General features: G+C 47.2%; 12 protein-coding genes. 11 read left to right on the plus strand and 1 reads right to left on the minus strand.

Features of this window, described 5'->3' with window-relative positions; all coding sequences use genetic code 11:
• Positions 1-650: 650 nt before the first annotated feature.
• From aroC to Q1W14_RS11285, 5 genes are all read left to right on the plus strand, one after another.
• Entirely contained in the window at positions 651-1,727 is a 1,077-nt protein-coding gene (gene aroC / locus Q1W14_RS11265) for a chorismate synthase (protein ID WP_300701511.1), read from the plus strand.
• Positions 1,728-1,758: 31 nt separating this feature from the next.
• Positions 1,759-2,820 (plus strand): PDDEXK nuclease domain-containing protein, encoded by a 1,062-nt coding sequence (locus Q1W14_RS11270; protein WP_300701513.1) that lies wholly within the window; start codon positions 1,759-1,761, stop codon positions 2,818-2,820.
• Between the two features lie 25 nt (positions 2,821-2,845).
• Positions 2,846-4,198, plus strand: a complete 1,353-nt coding sequence (locus tag Q1W14_RS11275; protein ID WP_300701514.1) for a dipeptidase — start codon at positions 2,846-2,848, stop codon at positions 4,196-4,198.
• An 83-nt stretch (positions 4,199-4,281) separates the two neighbouring features.
• Complete coding sequence (locus tag Q1W14_RS11280) at positions 4,282-5,367, plus strand: anhydro-N-acetylmuramic acid kinase (RefSeq protein ID WP_300701516.1); 1,086 nt, start codon at positions 4,282-4,284, stop codon at positions 5,365-5,367.
• Positions 5,368-5,403: 36 nt separating this feature from the next.
• Positions 5,404-5,958 carry an NUDIX hydrolase gene (locus Q1W14_RS11285; protein WP_300701518.1) on the plus strand — a complete coding sequence of 185 codons (555 nt, stop codon included), beginning with the start codon at positions 5,404-5,406 and terminating at the stop codon, positions 5,956-5,958.
• Between the two features lie 4 nt (positions 5,959-5,962).
• Here Q1W14_RS11285 and Q1W14_RS11290 read toward each other — a convergent pair whose 3' ends face one another.
• Positions 5,963-8,092, minus strand: a complete 2,130-nt coding sequence (locus tag Q1W14_RS11290) for a DNA topoisomerase 3 (protein ID WP_300701519.1) — start codon at positions 8,090-8,092, stop codon at positions 5,963-5,965.
• 253 nt (positions 8,093-8,345) lie between these two features.
• Here Q1W14_RS11290 and Q1W14_RS11295 point away from each other — a divergent pair, with 253 nt between their 5' ends.
• The 6 genes from Q1W14_RS11295 to Q1W14_RS11320 all read left to right on the plus strand — a co-directional run bounded on the left by Q1W14_RS11295 (position 8,346) and on the right by Q1W14_RS11320 (position 20,065).
• Entirely contained in the window at positions 8,346-9,743 is a 1,398-nt protein-coding gene (locus Q1W14_RS11295; RefSeq protein WP_300701521.1) for a sulfatase-like hydrolase/transferase, read from the plus strand.
• 262 nt (positions 9,744-10,005) lie between these two features.
• A complete protein-coding gene (locus Q1W14_RS11300; protein WP_300701522.1) occupies positions 10,006-13,185 on the plus strand; it encodes a TonB-dependent receptor in 3,180 nt (1,059 codons plus the stop codon).
• A 13-nt stretch (positions 13,186-13,198) separates the two neighbouring features.
• Positions 13,199-14,866, plus strand: a complete 1,668-nt coding sequence (locus tag Q1W14_RS11305) for a RagB/SusD family nutrient uptake outer membrane protein (RefSeq protein ID WP_300701524.1) — start codon at positions 13,199-13,201, stop codon at positions 14,864-14,866.
• A gap of 64 nt (positions 14,867-14,930) precedes the next feature.
• Positions 14,931-16,304, plus strand: coding sequence for a sulfatase-like hydrolase/transferase (locus tag Q1W14_RS11310; protein ID WP_300701526.1), 1,374 nt, complete (start codon positions 14,931-14,933; stop codon positions 16,302-16,304).
• A 131-nt stretch (positions 16,305-16,435) separates the two neighbouring features.
• On the plus strand, positions 16,436-19,063 hold the full coding sequence (locus Q1W14_RS11315) for a DUF4962 domain-containing protein (protein ID WP_300701528.1): 2,628 nt from the start codon (positions 16,436-16,438) through the stop codon (positions 19,061-19,063).
• A 15-nt stretch (positions 19,064-19,078) separates the two neighbouring features.
• Positions 19,079-20,065 (plus strand): DUF3575 domain-containing protein, encoded by a 987-nt coding sequence (locus tag Q1W14_RS11320; protein WP_366945755.1) that lies wholly within the window; start codon positions 19,079-19,081, stop codon positions 20,063-20,065.
• The last annotated feature ends 13 nt before the right edge of the window (positions 20,066-20,078 follow it).

A 20,078-nucleotide genomic window follows, 5' to 3' on the forward strand; every position in this document is an offset into this window, starting at 1 on the left:
CTTGAAGTAGAGGAAGACACGTACTTTGATTTGGAGAAAATCATTTTATTATTTGCTGTAATAAGAACCGGTAATTTTTATAAAGGGCAAATAATAAGTGGAAGTCTCCACGTTCAAGTTGCATATAATTTTGTTATATACATCTTGGCGTGGGGCTATTGCTTATTATGCCCTTGAAGGTTCTTACCGGTTCCCTATTGCAGCATAATATCGACAATAGTTCCCACGTCTTTTTTATAGACAGATAGGAACCCAATATAAACTTTAAATTTAAGACCATGAAGTCTTGTTCCCACTGTTCTAATAGTTCCTGTCCCCTATTACGTGAATTGGAGAAAGCTACCGACCTATACGCTTTTCTAGACGAGCATTACCCTATAGACATCGTATTAGATAATATGCATGAAGCTTCAAAAGGAAATTTAGTATGTACTTGCTGTATATTCGGAAACGCTCTAAAAGCAATGCAACCTAAAACATCTTGGTGGAAGCGTCTAAAGAGAGTATTTAAAGTGGGGATAAAAGCATATTTATTATAAAGGATTAAACGTTTTTAAAAAGAAATTGTTATCTTTATAGTGCCAAAAGCTTCTATTTTCGAGAAATTAATAGCGCATTGGCTTCATATTTAAACCTTTAAAGCAATTGATATGTTCAACTCATTTGGAAATATTCTTCGCCTTACCAGTTTTGGAGAATCACATGGTAAAGGCATAGGAGGCGTGATAGATGGATTTCCGGCAGGAATAACCATCGATATGGATTTTGTGCAAAAAGAGCTGGACCGCCGCCGTCCCGGACAATCACGAATCACCACTTCACGAAAAGAAGGGGATAAAGTAGAATTCCTTTCAGGTATTTTTGAGGGCAAGTCCACCGGCTGCCCTATCGGTTTTATTGTATGGAACGAGAATCAGCATTCGGACGATTACAATAACCTGAAAGAAATTTATCGCCCTTCGCATGCCGATTATACCTATAAAGTAAAATATGGTATCCGCGACCATCGGGGGGGAGGACGCTCTTCTGCCCGCGAAACAATTTCGCGCGTTGTGGCAGGAGCATTGGCAAAAATAGCATTGAATCAATTAGGTATAAAAATTACCGCATATACTTCGCAAGTAGGTCCTATCCGTTTGGAAGAGAATTATACAGCATACGATCTCGATCTTATTGAAACCAACCCCGTACGTTGCCCCGATCTTGAGAAGGCGAAGGAGATGGAAGACCTGATCTTCAAAATAAAAGGTGAAGGAGATACTATCGGAGGTGTTGTTACCTGCGTTATAAAAGGATGCCCCATCGGATTGGGACAACCCGTATATGGAAAACTACATTCCGCTCTCGGAGGAGCTATGCTCAGTATCAATGCTGCCAAAGCCTTTGAATACGGAGACGGTTTCAAAGGACTGAAGCAGAAAGGATCAGAGCAGAACGACGTCTTTTATAATAACAACGGACGTATCGAAACCCGCACCAACCATTCCGGAGGTATTCAAGGCGGCATCAGCAACGGACAGGATATTTATTTCCGTGTTGCCTTTAAACCCGTAGCCACCGTACTGATGGAGCAGCATACTGTGAATGTAGATGGTATAGACACTACGCTGAAAGCTCGCGGGCGTCATGATCCTTGTGTTTTGCCACGTGCAGTACCCATTGTAGAAGCGATGACAGCTTTGACTCTGTTGGATTATTATCTGATAGATAGAACAACACAGCTTTGATGCCTATCAATAAAAGAAAGGCTTTACTGCTATGGATAAAAACAAAAATATAGTAGGCTCACCAATATTGGCAGAACAAGAATTAAATCAGTTGGCAGACAATATTACCAATTTGGTAAGTGACACTAAGAATCAATTAGTCCAAATTGTTAATACGACTTTGGTTTCTACCTATTGGAATATAGGCAAATACATTGTAGAGTTTGAACAACAAGGAAATATTAAGGCTAAATATGGTACAGCACTGCTTTCTTCCTTAGCAAAACTATTACGTATTAAATTAGGGAAAGGCTACAGCCGCCCTAATTTAAACAATATGAGAAAGTTCTATCTACTCTATCCAATTTGTCAGACAATGTCTGACAAATTAAGTTGGTCGCATATTTGTGAACTAATCACAATAGATGATGAGCTGGAACGCAGTTTCTATGAAAGAGAGTGTATAGCAGCGAAATGGAATGTACGTTCATTACGCCGCCAAATGGATAGTGCTCTATATTTGCGATTGGCAGCTAGTAAAGATAAAGAAGGTATACTTCAATTATCACAGAAAGGTATCATAGTCCAACAACCTGAAGATGTTATTAAGGATACTTACACTCTTGAGTTTCTCGGTTTACCCGAAAAGAAACGATATAGTGAACACGATTTAGAACAAAAGCTGATAGATAATCTGCAAGTATTCTTATTGGAATTAGGAAAAGGATTTGCTTTTATTGGTCGCCAATATCCGTTGACTATCAACAATCGCCATTATCATATCGATTTAGTTTTCTACCACCGAATTCTCAAATGCTTTGTATTGATTGATTTGAAGAAAAACGCAGTTAAGCATAAGGACATCGGGCAGATGAATATGTATATGGGATATTTTGCAAAAGAGGAAAATACTATTGATGACAACCCTCCTATTGGTATCATTCTCAGCCACACTAAAGATGAATTATTGGTTGAATATGCTACCTATGGAATGGATTCCAAGCTATTTGTTTCAAAATACGAACTCTATTTGCCCAACAAAGAGGAACTAAGAAAGTTGGTTAATGGCGTTATCGCTAATGAAGGAATAGAATATAAAGACGAAAAGAATTAATAATGATATACTTATCTAATATTATATGATAAAAGATTATATCGCAGAGAACGAGCCCAAGATATTGGAAGACTTGTTCAGCCTCATCCGTATCCCTAGCATCAGTGCAAAGCCCGAACATCACGACGACATGCTGGCCTGTGCCCAGCGTTGGGCGCAATTGTTATTGGAAGCCGGTGCAGATGAAGCACTCGTGATGCCGTCGGCAGGTAACCCGATTGTATTCGGACAAAAGATAGTTGATCCGAAGGCAAAAACAGTATTGGTATATGCTCATTATGATGTAATGCCTGCCGAACCGTTGGAGTTATGGAAAAGCCAACCGTTCGAACCGGAAGTACGTGACGGGCATATCTGGGCACGTGGAGCTGACGATGACAAAGGCCAATCTTTCATTCAAGTGAAAGCTTTTGAATACTTGGTAAAGAATAACCTATTGAATACGAATGTAAAATTCATCTTCGAAGGTGAAGAAGAAATCGGTTCTCCAAGTCTCGAAGGTTTCTGCCAAGAACACAAAGAATTGCTGAAAGCAGATGTGATATTGGTGTCGGATACAAGTATGCTCGGTGCCGATCTTCCTTCACTGACTACCGGACTACGCGGACTGGCTTACTGGGAAATAGAAGTAACGGGTCCCAACCGTGACCTGCATTCCGGACACTTCGGTGGTGCTGTAGCCAATCCTATCAATGTGCTTTGTCAGATGATTAGCCAAGTGGTGGATGCTGACGGCCGTATTACTGTACCCGGCTTTTACGACGATGTAGAAGATGTGCCACAAGCCGAACGGGACATGATAGCACATATACCATTCGACGAGGAGAAATACAAGAAAGCTATTGATGTCAAAGCACTCTTTGGGGAGAAAGATTACAGTACGTTGGAACGCAACAGTTGCCGTCCGTCTTTTGACGTATGTGGCATTTGGGGCGGGTATACGGGTGAAGGTTCAAAAACGGTACTTCCATCGAAAGCTACCGCAAAGGTGTCGTGCCGATTAGTACCCCACCAAGATCATCATAAGATTTCACAACTGTTTGCCGATTACATCCTAAGCATTGCACCCGATACGGTGAAAGTGAAAGTGACGCCTATGCATGGTGGGCAAGGGTATGTATGCCCTATTACGCTCCCCGCCTATCAGGCTGCGGAAAAAGGATTCGAGAAAGCATTCGGAAAGAAACCATTGGCTGTACGACGAGGTGGAAGTATTCCTATTATCTCTACTTTCGAGCAAGTATTGGGAATCAAAACAGTATTGATGGGATTTGGGTTAGAATCTAATGCAATCCACTCACCCAATGAAAACATACCGTTAGACATTTTCCGCAAAGGGATTGAAGCGGTAGTGGAGTTCTATCAGAACTACAAATAAACTTCAAATGAGCTATGTCTTCAGAATTACTCTATATCAGAAGTAATTGTGAAGACATACTTAATACCTAAATATCTAATAGAATGGAAGACTTTCAGATTCAAGCAATCGGACTGATGTCCGGTACCTCTCTTGACGGCTTGGACATTTGTTGCTGTACCTTTCGTCAACAATCGGGCAAATGGACTTTCGGCATTGATTGTGCCAAAGGCTATACCTATCCCGAAGACATGAAACAGATACTCGGCATGGGGGCGCAAAAGATGAATGCATTAGAATTCATTACTTTCCATAGCGCTTACGGCAAGTTCCTGGGTGAACGGATAAACGAATTTATGCAGGAGTTTGGAGTTCATCCGGATATTATTGCTTCTCACGGACACACCATCTTCCATGAACCGCAAAAAAAGATCATGTATCAGATAGGAGATGGCGCTGCCATTGCCGCTGAAACACGCATTCCTACGGTATCTGACTTCAGAAGATTAGATATTATGTTGGGCGGTCAAGGTGCTCCGCTCGTTCCTATCGGTGATAAATACTTGTTTGCCGATTATGATTATTGCTTGAATATCGGCGGTTTCTCTAATATATCTTTAACCCAAGAAGGGCAGCGTATTGCTTTCGATATCAGTCCTGTTAATTATGTAATCAATCATTATTGCCGCCAGATCGGTTTGGAATTCGATCGAGATGGAGAAATAGCACGACGGGGTACTATCTGTGAGGAACTCTTCAACGAACTGAACAACATGGACTTTTATCACCAGTCCGGACCGAAGTCATTGGGGCGTGAGTGGGTGGAGACCTTAGTATATCCCATGCTGGAACGCTATGGATTAAATATGGAAGACAGACTACGTACTTTCTACGAGCATGCCGCTTATCAGATATCACGTGTTATTAAAGCCCATCCCCACATTAATGGCAGCGGTAAGCTACTGATAACGGGAGGTGGTGCTTTCAATACATTTCTCATAGAACGAATTGATGCGCTTTGTCCATGCGAGATTATCATTCCCGACCGACAAATTATTGAATATAAAGAAGCACTTATCTTTGCCTTTCTTGGAGCACTCTATATGGCCGATATGCCCAGTTGCCTCGCCTCTGTAACGGGAGCACCGATTGATAATATAGGAGGCATGTTGTTTAAGATAAATCGTTGAATGGTAAAACAGTTCTAATCAATCATTTCTACAGTTATGAAGAAATCAAAAGAAGCCTGGGATATACTATCCAGCGAATATCTGTACAAAGACTCGTGGCTTACAGTACGTAAAGATCATGTGGTGCTTCCCAATGGTAACCATATCCCTTCTTATTATATATTGGAATATCCCAATTGGGTAAATACGATTGCTATTACCCATGAAGGACAATTTGTTTTTATCCGTCAATATCGACATGGAATACAGGAAACATCATACGAACTTTGTGCAGGTGTATGCGAAGAAGAAGATGCTTCCCCTTTAATATCTGCCCAACGGGAGCTTCTGGAAGAAACCGGTTACGGTAACGGAACGTGGAAAGAATATATGCAACTCTCCCCTAACCCAAGTACGCATACCAACATTACGTACTGCTTTCTGGCTACGGATGTAGAAAAAGTGTCTGAGCAACATCTAGAAGATACAGAAGACCTGACCGTACACTTACTTTCCTTACAAGAAGTCAAAGACCTCTTGCTACAAGGGAGCATCCGCCAAGCACTCATGGCAGCCCCTCTTTGGAAATATATCGCCGAAAACGGATTATAAAGAATTACTCGAACGGCTTGCGGAACGTACAGCCGCTTTTCCATTCGGAACAACCGTAAGCCGTTTTTCCTTTTATAATCGTACCTTTTCCGCAGAGCGGGCAAGGCTGACCAACAAATACGACTTGTTCCGCAGCCTTTTCGGCAGCAGTTTTTCTTGGTGCCCGCTTCTTGGGTTCTTTCTTCGGTTTATCAGCATCTGCTTCTTTGGAAGAAGTAGACTTTCCGGCTTTCTCCTGTACAGTTTCTTGGATAGTAATGTGCCGGTTGGTGTTGTCCGAAAGTACACTCATCACTACCTCCGATACCATCTGTTTCAGCTCTTCCAGGAATTGCGAGGCATTATAGGTGCGCTTCTCTATCTCACGCAGCTTCTTTTCCCACAGACCTGTCAGTTCGGCGGACTTCAAGAGTTCTTCATGAATAATCTGTATCAGTTCCACCCCGGTAGGCGTGGCTATCAGGTTCTTCTTTTCCTTACGGATATAGTTCCGCTTGAAGAGGGTTTCAATGATGGCGGCACGGGTAGAAGGACGACCGATACCATTCTCCTTCAATGCATCGCGAAGTTCATCGTTGTCTACCAGTTTGCCGGCGGTTTCCATGGCACGCAGCAAGGTAGCTTCGGTAAAAGGACGAGGGGGTTGTGTCCACTTCTCGTTCAAGCTGGGCAGGTGCGGACCACTTTCTCCTTTTACGAATGCAGGAAGGGTACTTTCTTCTTCCTTATCCTCCTTCTCATCCTGCGCCTGTGCAGAGGGAGAGGCGAAGATGACACGCCATCCCGGATCGAGGATCTGCTTGCCGGTAGTCTTGAATTCAATGCTTTCCACTTCGCCGAATACCGTAGTAGTTGCAAACTTGCAATCGGGATAGAACACGGCGATGAAGCGGCGGGCTATCAGGTCGAAAACGCTGCTCTCCATATTGGTCAGCCCTTGCGGATGTTGACCGGTGGGGATGATAGCATGGTGATCGGTTACCTTCGAGTTATCGAATACCTTCTTGGATTTGAGTAAAGTAATGCCTTCAAGCGGTGCGGTAAAGGCAGCGTAATCGCGCAATCCTTTCAGTATGGCGGGACATTTGGGGTAGATGTCATCACTCAGGAAAGTAGTGTCTACACGCGGATAGGTAGCTACTTTCTTCTCATAGAGTGATTGGATGAGCTTCAAGGTTTCGTCGGCAGAATAACCGAACTTCTTGTTACACTCTACCTGCAAGGAGGTCAAGTCGAAGAGGCGAAGCGGGGCTTCTTTACCATTCTTCTTGGTGACATCAGTGATAGTGAAAGGTGAATTTTTGATTTGTTCCAACAGAGAAAGTCCACGCTCATAGTCGGTGATGGGTTCTATGCCGCGGTTTTCTTCTTCCTTTTTCTCGGTGGAAGCTGTATCTTTTTGCTTCTCGGCTTCGAGTACAAGTTCTTCTTCGCTCTTCTTCAAGATAGCGGAGAAGGTGGTGTCGCGATATACGGTTTTCAGTTCCCACGATTGTTTGGGGACGAAGTTCTGTATTTCGAGCTGGCGGTTTACAATCAATGCGAGCGTGGGAGTTTGTACACGGCCTATTGAAAGCACCTGACGGTTTTGCCCGTACTTGATGGTGTAGAGGCGGGTGGCGTTCATGCCCAGCAGCCAGTCGCCGATGGCACGACTCATACCTGCTTCATACAACGGTTGGAAGTCCGATTGATCTTTCAGTTTAGAAAAGCCTTCGCGGATAGCCTCTTCGGTCAGCGAAGATATCCACAGACGTTTCACGGGGCAAGTAGCACCAGCTTTCTGCATCACCCAGCGCTGAATCAATTCTCCCTCTTGTCCGGCATCACCGCAATTAATGATCATGTCGGCTTGCTGCATAAGTTTCTCAATCACACCGAACTGGCGTTCGTAGGTGGGATTACTAATCAGTTTGATTCCAAAACGAGGCGGTATCATGGGGAGGCTTCCCAAACTCCATGATTTCCAGTTGGGAGTATATTCGTGTGGTTCTTTTAGGGTACAAAGGTGACCGAATGTCCAAGTCACCTGGTATCCGTTTCCTTCGATGTATCCGTCACGTTTATCTCTCGCTCCTAAGATATCAGCTATGTCACGCGCCACGGAGGGCTTTTCGGCAATACAAACTATCATTCGTTTCTTATATATTTTTAGTCGGGCAAAGGTACAAAAAATGTAGCAATGTGACAGGGACATAAGGCGGTAAAGTAGCGAAGAGCCAACAGGATAATCGATTATGTGTACAAATAAAAGAGCCGATTGCACAAAATTGATAGCGAAATGAACAATATAGCCTATAAAAAGAACATTAACATCAGCCCCTAAACTCTAAAAGGAGTAATTTAGCAACCGAATAAAAAGCATCTTTCAACTTAACAATAATAATATGATAAAACAAATCCCCATGAAGCATCTGGCATGCTTCTCCCTATTATGTTCTTCTGTGGCTTCTGCTGCCGAACGTCCTAACATAATCTACATCTTCACCGACCAACATACAGCCAGCGCCATGAGTTGTGCCGGAAATCCTGATGTACACACACCCAACATTGACAGACTGGCTGCTGCGGGCATCTTGTTTAACAACGCTTACTGCACCGCTCCCCTCAGTGGTCCTTCACGCGGAGCTATGTTCACCGGGCATTATCCCGATGCGGTAGGTCTATCGGTCAATGGTGCCCCAATGCCCGATTCGCTACAGATGCAGACACTGGGTACATTGGTAAAGAATGCAGGCTATGACTGTGCTTACGGCGGCAAGTGGCATCTGCCCACCAATGATCTGCCCGACAAAGAATTCGGCTTCGACAAAATATACCACCACAGCGACGACGGACTGGCCGAGGCTTGCGTAAAATATCTTTCGCGCGAACATAAAAAGCCTTTCTTCCTGGTAGCTTCCTATGATAACCCGCACAACATCTGCGAATATGCACGAAGCCAGAACTTGCCATACGGAAATCTGGAGATTCCCGAACTGCGCAACTGTCCGGGCTTGCCTGCCAACTTCGCCAAGAATCCTTACGATGCCGACGTCATTGAAAACGAACGGGCTGCCAACTTCAACGTCTACCCAAGTGCCACCTTTACCCCCGAAAACTGGCGCATGTATCGCTACACCTACTATCGTCTGGTAGAAAAAGTAGATAGCGAAATCGGTAAGATTGTGGATGCCATCGACAAAAACAACCTGTGGAAGAATACAATAGTTATTTTCTCCAGCGACCACGGCGACGGTATAGGCGCCCACCACTGGAATCAGAAATCGGCTTTATATGAAGAGGTGGTCAACATCCCCTTCATCGTGACCCTGCCCGGAAAGAAGAACGCAGGCAAACACCTGCCGCAACTCATCAGCAACGGGGTAGATTTCTTTGCCTCCGTATGCGACTGGACAGGTGCTAAAAAGCCGCAGAGCACTGCCGGAAAGTCATTCCGAAAAATTGTGGAAGAAGGTAACCCGCAAAGTCCGCATCAGGAGTATGTCATCACCGAGACTCGTTTCGATGGAAGCAAGACCAGAGGTTGGGTGGTGCGCAGCGAGGGCTATAAATATGTATTGTATGATAAAGGCAGAAACCGCGAGCAACTGTTTGACATGAAGAACGACCGGGGCGAAATGAGAAACTTGGTCATGGAGAATGCTTATAATAAGGTATTGCAGATGCACCGCGATATTCTGGAAAAGTGGATGAATACGTATCAGATTAAACCGACACGTCCGAAGCTGCACGATGTGCCCGGGAAAGTATTGAAGCAACAGTATCAAACGGCACATAAATAAATAAGATACAAGGGTTAGTTTTTTAGGTTCTATTTATCAGCAACGACGGCTGAAGGTGAATTTTCCTGTTCAAGGACACCTTCAGCCGTCATTTTCTTTTCAAGTCACCTCGTTTATACAGAAACAAAAGCTCCTTGCACAAAACCTAAAGTCAAATCAACTTTCCTCAAACACTCAGAAACATAAGAGAAAGTCGGGAATAAAGAAAAGGGCTAATTTAGCAGCAGGAAAATCAGTCTGTAATTATACTATTAAACTCAATATGAAAAACATGCGAAAGAATCTTCTGCTGACCGTTTGCCTACTTACAACGCTCGGCATCCATGCACAAAACTTTACCGTCACCGGGAAAGTGGTGGACAATGAAGGCTTGGAAGTTATCGGAGCCAACGTGACCATCAAAGGAAGTGCGGGCGTAGGTACCATTACCAACATCGACGGACAATACACTCTGAAAGTGAATAACCCCGCCAAAGATGTACTTGTCTTCTCTTATATAGGTTACAGGACACAGGAAGTAACCGTGAAAGGACAAAAGCAGATTAACATCACCCTGCAACCGGACAACCTTGTATTGGATGAAGTAGTAGTGACAGGTTACGGCAGTACCCGACGAGGTGACCTGACCGGTTCCGTAGTCTCCGTAAAAAGTGATGACCTGATGCAGACACCCACCTCCAATGTAGCCCAGGCTCTTGCAGGGCGCGTAGCCGGTGTGCAAATCATGCAGAGCGAAGGCGAACCGGGAGCTTCCATCTCCATACGTGTGCGTGGCGGTATCTCTATTACCCAGAGCAACGAACCGTTGTATGTCATCGACGGCTTTCCCAGTGAAGACGGCATGAACAGCCTCGACCCTGCGGAGATTGAATCCATCGACATCTTGAAAGACGCCTCTTCCACCGCCATCTATGGTGCACGTGGTGCCAACGGTGTAGTGGTAATCACTACCAAAAAGGGCAGTAAAGACGGAAGCAAGACGCAAGTCAGTTTCGACAGTTATATAGGTATAAAGAAGATCGCAAAGAAGTTGCCGGTACTCTCCACCCAAGAGTTTGTATTACTGGACTATGAACGCAGCCTGATATTGAAAGGTGAGAGCGGTGTGAAATCCTTCCAGTCAAATTATGGCTCGTTCCTTGACATTGAAGACAATTACGGCAACCGCGAAGGCATCGACTGGCAAGAGGAAGCTCTAGGACGCGTAACCACCTCGCAAAACTACCGCGTCAACCTGACTGGCGGCGGAAAAGAACTAAAATACGGTCTCTCTTATAGCTACTTCAAAGACCTGGGAGCCATGCTCTACAGCGGAACCGACAAACACAATGTATCACTGAACGTCAGTCACAACGCCTCCAAACGCTTTCAGGCAAATGCACGTTTCAGCTATACGCAAATGAATATTTACGGTATGGGAACCTCCGAAGGAAGTACCCGCTTCAACAAGATGGAGCACATCATCCAATATCGCCCTACAATAGGAATATATGGTGACGACGAAACTCTGCTGACCGGAAAAGACCCGCTATTGGAAGAAGACACGACCAACCCCATGCAAAGTCCACTTGTCTCCGCTGCTGAGGAGACCAAAGACAGAGTTCTACGCGTCTTACAGGTAAGCGGCGGTTTCACTTACAAGTTCACCGACCGGTTGAATTTCCGTAACACAACAGGTATGCGTTACCAAAGCCAGCGGCAAGATACCTTCTATGGTGAAAACTCCATCAGTGGAAGTCGTTCGAGCATCAACGGCATCATACAATATAATGAAGGCGGAAGTTTCCAGACTTCCAACGTATTGACGTATGACTATAAGAATAAGAAGCAGAAACTGAATGTAATGCTCGGTCAGGAATGGGTAGCCAACTGGTCGCAATATGTACGTTCCGCTGCCAAGAACTTCCCGAACAATGACATCGGTCTGGACGATATGGGCTTGGGAACACCCAGCAGCATACAATCAGGTGTGAATGATGACGACAAACTCATCTCTTTCTTCGGACGTGCCAACTATAATCTTGGAGAAAAATACCTGCTGACGGCTACAATACGTGCCGACGGCTCCTCCAAGTTCAGCGACAACAACAAATGGGGTTTCTTCCCCTCCGTGTCGGCAGCCTGGCGAATGGGAGAAGAAAAGTTCATCAAGAAGCTGGAACTATTCTCCGACCTGAAGTTGCGCATTGGTTACGGTATGGCGGGAAACAACCGCGTGGCAAGCTATCAATCATTGGACATGCTGGGTTCCGCCACCTATCCAAGCGGAGATACTTCGGCACCGGGTTACGCTCCTTCGGCCATTGCCAGCAGAAACTTGAAATGGGAATCGAACACTACCCTCAACATCGGTCTGGACATGGGCTTTCTGGAACAACGGCTGATTATCTCACCGGAGTTCTACATCAACAAAAGTTCGAACCTGCTGCTGAATTCACGTGTACCCAGTTCATCGGGCTTCACCAACATGCTGCGCAACATCGGAAAGACAAGGAACGTAGGCGTTGATCTCTCAATCACTTCCATCAACCTGCAAAAGAAAGATTTCAGCTGGACTACCAACTTCAACCTCTCGCACAACCGGAACAAGGTCGAAGCCCTATCAGGAGAACAGTATTTCCTGGAAGAAGCCAGCTTCGGTTATAACGAAAAGACCCACAAGATTGAAGTGGGCAAGTCCATCGGTCAGTTCTACGGTTACCGCACCATCGGTCTTTATCAAGTAGAAGATTTCGACTACAATGCTGCCACCAAGACCTATACATTAAAAGAAGGCTTACCCGTCCCCACCAACCATACCAACGTGCAACCGGGTTCGTGGAAGTTTGCCAATACCGACGGCAACGATGTGATTGACGAGAACGACAAGACCATTATCGGCAATGCCATGCCCGATTTCTATGGCGGTCTGAACAATACCTTCAAATACAAGCAATGGGACATGAGCGTATTCTTCAGCTTCAGTTACGGCGGTGAAGTGATGAACGCCACCAAACTGACCAACACCAAAGCCGGAAAAGCCAACTACAATGTACTGGATTTAGTCAACAGCTCCAAACGCTGGATGACGATTGATGAAACGGGACAAGCCATAACCGACCCCGAACAACTCTCTGCGCTCAATGCCGGAAGAACGGTAGCAAGCATCTGGGATATGGAAAGCGGCGATACCTATATTCACTCTTGGGCGATAGAAGATGCCTCTTTCCTGCGGTTGAGCAACATCAGCATCGGTTACTCTTTCCCTAAATTGAAACTGCGCAATACAGGCATACAGAATTTGCGCCTCTACGCCACAGGCAGCAATCTTTTTGTCTGGACTCCTTATTCCGGCTTCGACCCGGAAGTATCAACCAAAGGCAGCAGTTTGACCCCTGGTGTGGACTTCGGTGCTTATCCCCGCAACCGTTCCTTTGTTTTCGGATTAAATATCACCTTCTAAAAAACACATAATCATGAAACTGAGAATACTATATTTCCTGACGATAGCAGCACTGCTCACTTCCTGCGAAGATACACTGACGGAAAACCCCGACTCCTACTACCAACGGAAAGACTTTTTTGTGAACACATCCAATGCCCAACTCGCCGTAACGGGCATATACAACGTACTGCCTACCATCTATGGCGACAAAGACGGCATGGCGATACCCTGCTCGGACGACACTTATTTCGTTTCAGGACTGGAGACTGACAATACCCGCCGAGGAGTTACGCGTTACGACTTGAAACCATCCAACACTTGGATAGAAACAGTATGGAAGGGAAAGTACGAAGGTCTGAACCGAGCCAACTATACCATCAGCGGCATCGAGGGAATGGAAGATTATCCAAACAGCGACGAGTTAAAGAAGATTGCCGCCGAAGCCCGGTTCCTGCGTGCACAAGCTGCTTTCGACCTGGCACGCTACTGGGGAGACGTGCCTTTCAAAACGACTTACTCCGATAGCTACGAGGACGCTTATCTGCCGCGTACTGACCGGGAAGTCATCTACGATCAGGTAATCCAAGACCTGAACTTCGCCAAAGAGTATCTTCCCTGGGCAGACGCTTCCTCCTCTCCCGAACGCGCCACGCAAGGGGCGGCACGGGCATTGCTGATGCGCGTATTGCTGACACGGGCAGGTTATGCGTTGCAGATGGACGGAAAGATAACCCGCCCTGGCGAATCAGTTCGGAAGAGTTACTTTGAAGCGGTAATCGACGAATGGGAAGCGTTTCAGAAGAATGGTTACCATCAATTCTATACAGGCGGCTACGACGGACTGTTCAAAGGTTTCTCGGCAGGCACGCTCAACAGTGAGGAGAGTTTGTTCGAGGTTGCTTTCCTCGCTTCCATCAACAAAGGATATTGGGGTACTTATATCGGTCCGAATGTAACAGCACCGGACATTTCTCCCGCCGAAGCCGACAAATTTATGGGACGTGCCAACGGAACGTTCCGTGCGGTTCCCGAATGGAAAGGCTTCTTTGAAGAAACGGATGTGCGTAGGGACATCATGATATGTACCTATAAATATGACTGGGACTCAAAACTCTACAATCATAAAAAGGTGGAACAAAAGAATGTCCGCAACTGGTACCCCGGCAAGTGGCGCCGCGACTGGATGCCCGTCGGTTACGAAGACCCCAACCAGACTGATGTCAACTTCTGCATGTTGCGCTATGCCGACGTAGTGCTGATGGCGGCGGAAGCTTATAACGAAACCGGCAACACTCCTGAAGCATGGAGCCTCCTCAACAGCGTGCGCAAGCGTGCCGGAGCAACGGAAATCACCGCCAACAACTATACCTCCTTGCTGAAAGCACCGAAAGTATATAACCTCAACTTTATAGAGGATGCGGACGAAGCCGGAAGATTCCGCACCGCCCTCTACTGGGAACGTGGCTTCGAGTTAGCTTTCGAGGGACAGCGCAAGTACGACCTTATCCGTTGGGGAATACTTAAAGAGGCGCTCACGCTTTTCTGTACAAAGGTCAACAGTGCCATAAACGGCCCGTCAGGGATATACTATGCCGCGGGATATAACTTCCAAAAAGGGAAGCACGAATTGCTGCCCATACCGGAGGATGAATTACAAATCAACTACAAGCTGGAGAACAAGAACAATCCGGGTTACTGATAACTTTCCGGATGACTGATAACTTCATTTCTTCTTTACTATTGAATAAAACAATATGCCGAATATGAAACATGTAAAATCAACCTTACTCTTTGGCGCCGTCCTTCCGGCTGCCATGTTCGCCCAAGAACGTCCGAACATTATCTATATCATGACCGACCAACAAAGCGCCACCGCCATGAGCTGCGCCGGAAATGCCGATGTACATACCCCGAACATAGATCGTCTGGCAGCCCACGGTGTCCGGTTCGAGAACGCTTACTGCGCCATGCCCCTGAGCGGACCTTCCCGTGCAGCCATGTTCACCGGACACACGCCCGGCGAAGTAGGTCTGTTGAAGAACGGTACCCCTATGCCCGACTCCTTGCGTACACGTACACTGGGTACACTTGTAGAGCAAGCGGGCTATACCACCGCTTACGCCGGAAAATGGCACGTGCATACCAACTCTCTGCCCGGCAAACAAGCTTTCGGTTTCGAGAACCTGCACCCGCACAACGACTTCGGACTTGCCGATGCTGCCGTCCGGTTCCTGCGCCGCAAGCACGACAAGCCTTTCTTCTTAGTCGCCTCCTTCGACAATCCGCATAACATCTGCGAATATGCCCGTCGGCAGGAATTGCCATACGCCACTATTGAAGAGCCGGCGCTGGAAGAATGTCCCAACCTGCCCGACAACTTCTCTGTAGCCCCTTACGATGCCGATGTATTGGCTTACGAAAGAAGCCTGAGCTACCGCATCTACCCCACACAAAACTATACCCCCGATGACTGGCGCCGCTACCGCAACGCCTACTACCGCCTTGTGGAAACCGTTGACCGCGAAATCGGCAAGATTGTAGATGAACTCGACCGCCAGAATCTCTGGAAAAACACCGTTATTATCTTCACCTCCGACCACGGCGACGGCTCCGGTGCCCACCAATGGAACCAAAAGACGGTGCTCTACGAAGAGGTAGCCCATATTCCTTTCATCGTTTGCCTGCCCCGGAGCAAGCATGCGGGTAAAGTATTGCCCCAACTCATCAACAATGGCGTAGACCTTCTGCCAAGTATCTGCGACTGGGCAGGTGCCAATGTCCCCGCCGATTGTCAGGGTATCAGCTTCCGCCCGATAGCAGAAAGCAGCGACACACAAAAAGAGCACCAGCCCTACGTAGTCACCGAAACCCTTTTCGCCCAGACAGGCGGCACACATGGATGGCTCGTCCGCACGCCCCATTATAAATATGTGTTGTACGAAACAGGCAAGAACCGTGAAATGCTTTATGATATGCAAAACGACCGTGGAGAAATGCGTAACCTTGCCATCGAACACCGATACCAAGAAATCGTGAACCGGCATCGCGCCCTACTTTTGGAATGGATGAAAAAGCATCCCACTCCCGGAAAGAACTCCCCTACACGGTTCATTCCCAAGCAAAAGGTTGGATTCTGAACATTTTCTAAACCGTTTAGGACATAAGTTAAAGCCAATTCATCAACATTGAAGAAAGGAAAAACAATAAAGAACCCCTCTCTGCGGCAAATCCCATAGTTTTGCCAACAGAGAACTTTGAAACAAATATTATGAAGCGAATCTTATTTTTTACAGCACTGACTTTTTTGTCTGCCATCGGCACACAAATGTCGGCACAGAATCCGGCCACCATTAAGTTGACCGATGTAACACTGATGCACGAGATGCGTGCCACTCCTTCTCCACTGGACAAGGCCGTGGTCAGTGACCGTGCTGTTTCTTTCCAATGGTCCCTCCCGACCGAACTCAACCTTGTAGAAACCGGATTCGACGGCATGGAAAGCAAAGCAGCCAAGAAGATAGATAAAGACAAACTGCGTTACCAACTACGTTACTCGCAGGACCCTACTTTCAAGAAAGGCACCGTGCAGGTGGAAACCCGCTGGCCCTTCTACAATCCCGAAAAGGATCTGGCTCCCGGCACTTGGCACTGGCAGTACGCCTATGTCATCAATGGTAAGACAGAATGGAAAAACATCCAGCAGTTCACCGTAGAAGCCAACCCGAATAAATTCTGCCCGCCATCTTTAAAAGAGGTACTCGGCAAATTACCGAAGAGCCATCCACGCGTTTTCTTTGATAAGAGTGACTGGGACAGTTTCATCACCCGCAACGTCTCAAGCCCCGACCGCAAGACTTACATCGAGCGCGCCAACAAAACGCTGAGAACCCCGATGAAGTCCGTCAACGACATCAATACCAAACTGGCCGACAAACTGGACAGCGAAATGAAGCGCAACGCCATGCTCACCCGTGAGAGCCGCCGCATCATTGATGCCGAAGAAGCCAATGCAGACGCTTTGATTCATGCCTACCTGCTCACCAAAGACCGCCGTTATGCCGACGAAGCCATCAAGCGTATCAAGGAAATGGCAACCTGGGGAGACAACAAGAATGTAGTGGGTGACTTCAATGACGCCACGCTGCTTTCACTCAGTTCCCTCGGCTACGACTGCCTATACGACCTGCTGGACGACGCAACCCGCAAACAACTGCTGGCAAATATTCAAAAGTTCGCCGGCAAGATGTACCAAAGCTACAACAATCATCTGGAGAACCATATTGCCGACAATCACGTATGGCAGATGACCTTACGCATTCTCACCATGGCAGCGTTCACCGCATACGGCGACGTGCCCGAAGCGGATACTTGGGTGGATTACTGCTACAATGTATGGCTGGCACGCTTCCCCGGACTGAACAAGGACGGTGCGTGGCACAACGGAGACTCCTACTTCCAAGTCAACTTCCGTACATTGATTGAAGTGCCCTACTTCTATAGCCGTATCAGTGGTTTCGATTTCTTCTCCGATCCGTGGTATCAAGGCAATGCCATGTACGTCATTTACCAGCAACCGCCTTTCTCCAAATCGGCAGGCAACGGCAGCGCACACCAAGAGAAACTATCTCCGCACGGAGTAAGAGTAGGTTATGCCGATGCAGTGGCACGCCTGACCGGAAACACATACGTGGCAGACTACGTGCGCCGCATTCAAGTAAAGAAACCCAAGATTCTGATGGAGGGCAACATCGGTAAAGCAGGTGGTCTCGCTTGGTTCCGCCTGCAATGCGACAAGCCGTTGCCCGAGGGTCCCGGACTTTCCGACCTGCCTATGGGACATGTCTTCCCGTCAAGCGGTCTGGCCTCCTTCTCTACCCATCTGGACAACACCGGACGCAGTGCCATGGTCAGTTTCCGCAGCAGTCCTTACGGCGGCACATCCCATGCACTTGCCAATCAGAATGCCTTTAATACTTTCTGGGCAGGACAATCCATCTTCTACAGCAGCGGCCATCACACGGCGTTTGTAGATAAGCACGCCGTCACCTGCCACAGAGGCACCCGCGCACACAACACCATCTTGGTGAACGGCATGGGACAGCGCATAGGCACCGAAGGCTACGGCTGGATTCCCCGCCATTACGTAGGCAAGAAGATAGGCTACGTGGTAGGTGACGCTTCCAACGCTTACGGCAAGGTCATCTCCGAGCTTTGGCTGAAACGAGGCAAGCAGGCAGGCGTGGAATTTACTCCGGAGAATGGATGGGATGAAGTAGGATTGAAGACCTTCCGCCGCCATATAGTGGAATTAGGCAAAACAGGTCTCACTTTTATCTACGACGAACTGGAAGCCGCCCAACCCGTGACATGGAACTACCTGCTGCATACAGTGACCAACCCGATGAGTGTGGACCAAACGAACAAGAACTATGTACATATAGAAGGTACCAGCAAGAGCGGCGTGTCCGATGCTTTCCTTTTTGCCACCGGTGAACTGAAAACGGACACCACCAGTCAGTTCTTGGTGCCTGCCGTCAACTGGCTGAAGGCAGATGCCAACGGCAAGTTCGAAGCTTATCCCAACCACTGGCATTTCACCGCCTCTTCGGACAAGCAGCAGGTATATCGCTTTGCTACTATCATCAGTACGCATGCCAAGCCGAAGGATGCGACACAGAAGTTTCCCGCACCGCAAATGCTGAAAGACGGTAGTATCAAGATAGGGTCTTGGATTATCCAGGTGAATCTTTCCGCCGAGGGTGTTCCGTCGTTCAGTGTTCGCAGTACCCGTCAGGGCGATGACGTGAGCATTGATTACAAAGGAGAAGAAACCATTGTACGCGAAGATGGCTACGAAACGTCTCTGACAGATAAAGTTCCCGAACTGGAAATCTAATAAATGAGAAGAGAGATGAAACTGAAGACTAACCTACTACGAAGCCTGATTGTGGCGCTATGCTTGGTAATGGCTACCGCTGCCTGCTCGCAAGAAGCGGAAACGAAGAAGCCGAAGATGAAAAGCTCCGCCACCGCCAAAGAGACAGTGTACAAACCGTTGAAAGAGACGGAGAAAGTAGCTGTGGCGAAACCGGCTGCAAAGAAAGCGAAACCGGATGCAAAGAAAGCAAAGGGCACTGTTCAAAAGAAGAGTGCCGCTAAGCAGAAACAAAATGCTTCTCAAAAGAAAGACGTCAAGAAGAAAGACGTTAAGAAGAAAGGTGCTCAAAAGAAGAACGCTAAGAAGAAAGGCGCTCAAAAGAAAGAGACAGCAACGAAAGACGCAGCAAAGAAAGACACTCCGAAGAAAGCAAAAGCTGATTCGAAGAGAACAAGGACCGATTCGAAGAATACGAAGCCCAAGGCTAAAGCGAAGCCCAAAGCCAAGTCTAAGTCCAAGTCCGAAGCCCCAAGCAGCCGTTACATTGCCTTGAAAACCAATGTTCCTTTCTTGGCAGTAGCCGTGCAGAACCTTGCGCTCGAAGTCGAACTACACGAGCGCATATCCCTTGACCTGCCCGTAATGTGGAGCATCGGCGACATTGAACGCGAGCACGGCTTGCGCACTTTCGCCTTGCAACCCGAAGGTCGTTGGTGGTTGAAGTCCGTAGGCACGGGACACTTCTTCGGTCTGCATGCCCATGTAGCCTGGTTCAACTTGAAGTGGGAGGAGAACCGTTATCAGACGGGCAAGCGTCCCCTGCTCGGTGCAGGCATCAGTTACGGCTACAAGCTGCCGTTGTCCGCCCATTGGGGAGCCGAGTTCAACATCGGTGCAGGCTATGCCAACATGAAGTACGACACATTTTATAATATAGAGAACGGTGCCCAACTGGACACTCGTGTCCGCCACTACTGGGGCATCACCCGTGCAGGCATCTCATTGGTTTACCGTTTCTAAATACCCGGAAGTT

This window comes from Bacteroides sp. (assembly GCF_030151085.1).
Taxonomy (GTDB): Bacteria; Bacteroidota; Bacteroidia; order Bacteroidales; family Bacteroidaceae; genus Bacteroides.

Bases quoted from the DNA above. Each gene is read 5' to 3' on its own strand.
- Q1W14_RS11290 (WP_300701519.1), bottom strand. From the start codon at position 8,092: ATGATAGTTTGTATTGCCGAAAAGCCCTCCGTGGCGCGTGACATAGCT.
- Q1W14_RS11275 (WP_300701514.1), top strand. From the start codon at position 2,846: ATGATAAAAGATTATATCGCAGAGAACGAGCCCAAGATATTGGAAGAC.
- Q1W14_RS11300 (WP_300701522.1), top strand. From the start codon at position 10,006: ATGAAAAACATGCGAAAGAATCTTCTGCTGACCGTTTGCCTACTTACA.
- Q1W14_RS11305 (WP_300701524.1), top strand. From the start codon at position 13,199: ATGAAACTGAGAATACTATATTTCCTGACGATAGCAGCACTGCTCACT.
- Q1W14_RS11310 (WP_300701526.1), top strand. From the start codon at position 14,931: ATGAAACATGTAAAATCAACCTTACTCTTTGGCGCCGTCCTTCCGGCT.
- Q1W14_RS11270 (WP_300701513.1), top strand. From the start codon at position 1,759: ATGGATAAAAACAAAAATATAGTAGGCTCACCAATATTGGCAGAACAA.
- Q1W14_RS11315 (WP_300701528.1), top strand. From the start codon at position 16,436: ATGAAGCGAATCTTATTTTTTACAGCACTGACTTTTTTGTCTGCCATC.
- Q1W14_RS11320 (WP_366945755.1), top strand. From the start codon at position 19,079: ATGAAACTGAAGACTAACCTACTACGAAGCCTGATTGTGGCGCTATGC.
- Q1W14_RS11285 (WP_300701518.1), top strand. From the start codon at position 5,404: ATGAAGAAATCAAAAGAAGCCTGGGATATACTATCCAGCGAATATCTG.
- aroC (WP_300701511.1), top strand. From the start codon at position 651: ATGTTCAACTCATTTGGAAATATTCTTCGCCTTACCAGTTTTGGAGAA.
- Q1W14_RS11280 (WP_300701516.1), top strand. From the start codon at position 4,282: ATGGAAGACTTTCAGATTCAAGCAATCGGACTGATGTCCGGTACCTCT.
- Q1W14_RS11295 (WP_300701521.1), top strand. From the start codon at position 8,346: ATGATAAAACAAATCCCCATGAAGCATCTGGCATGCTTCTCCCTATTA.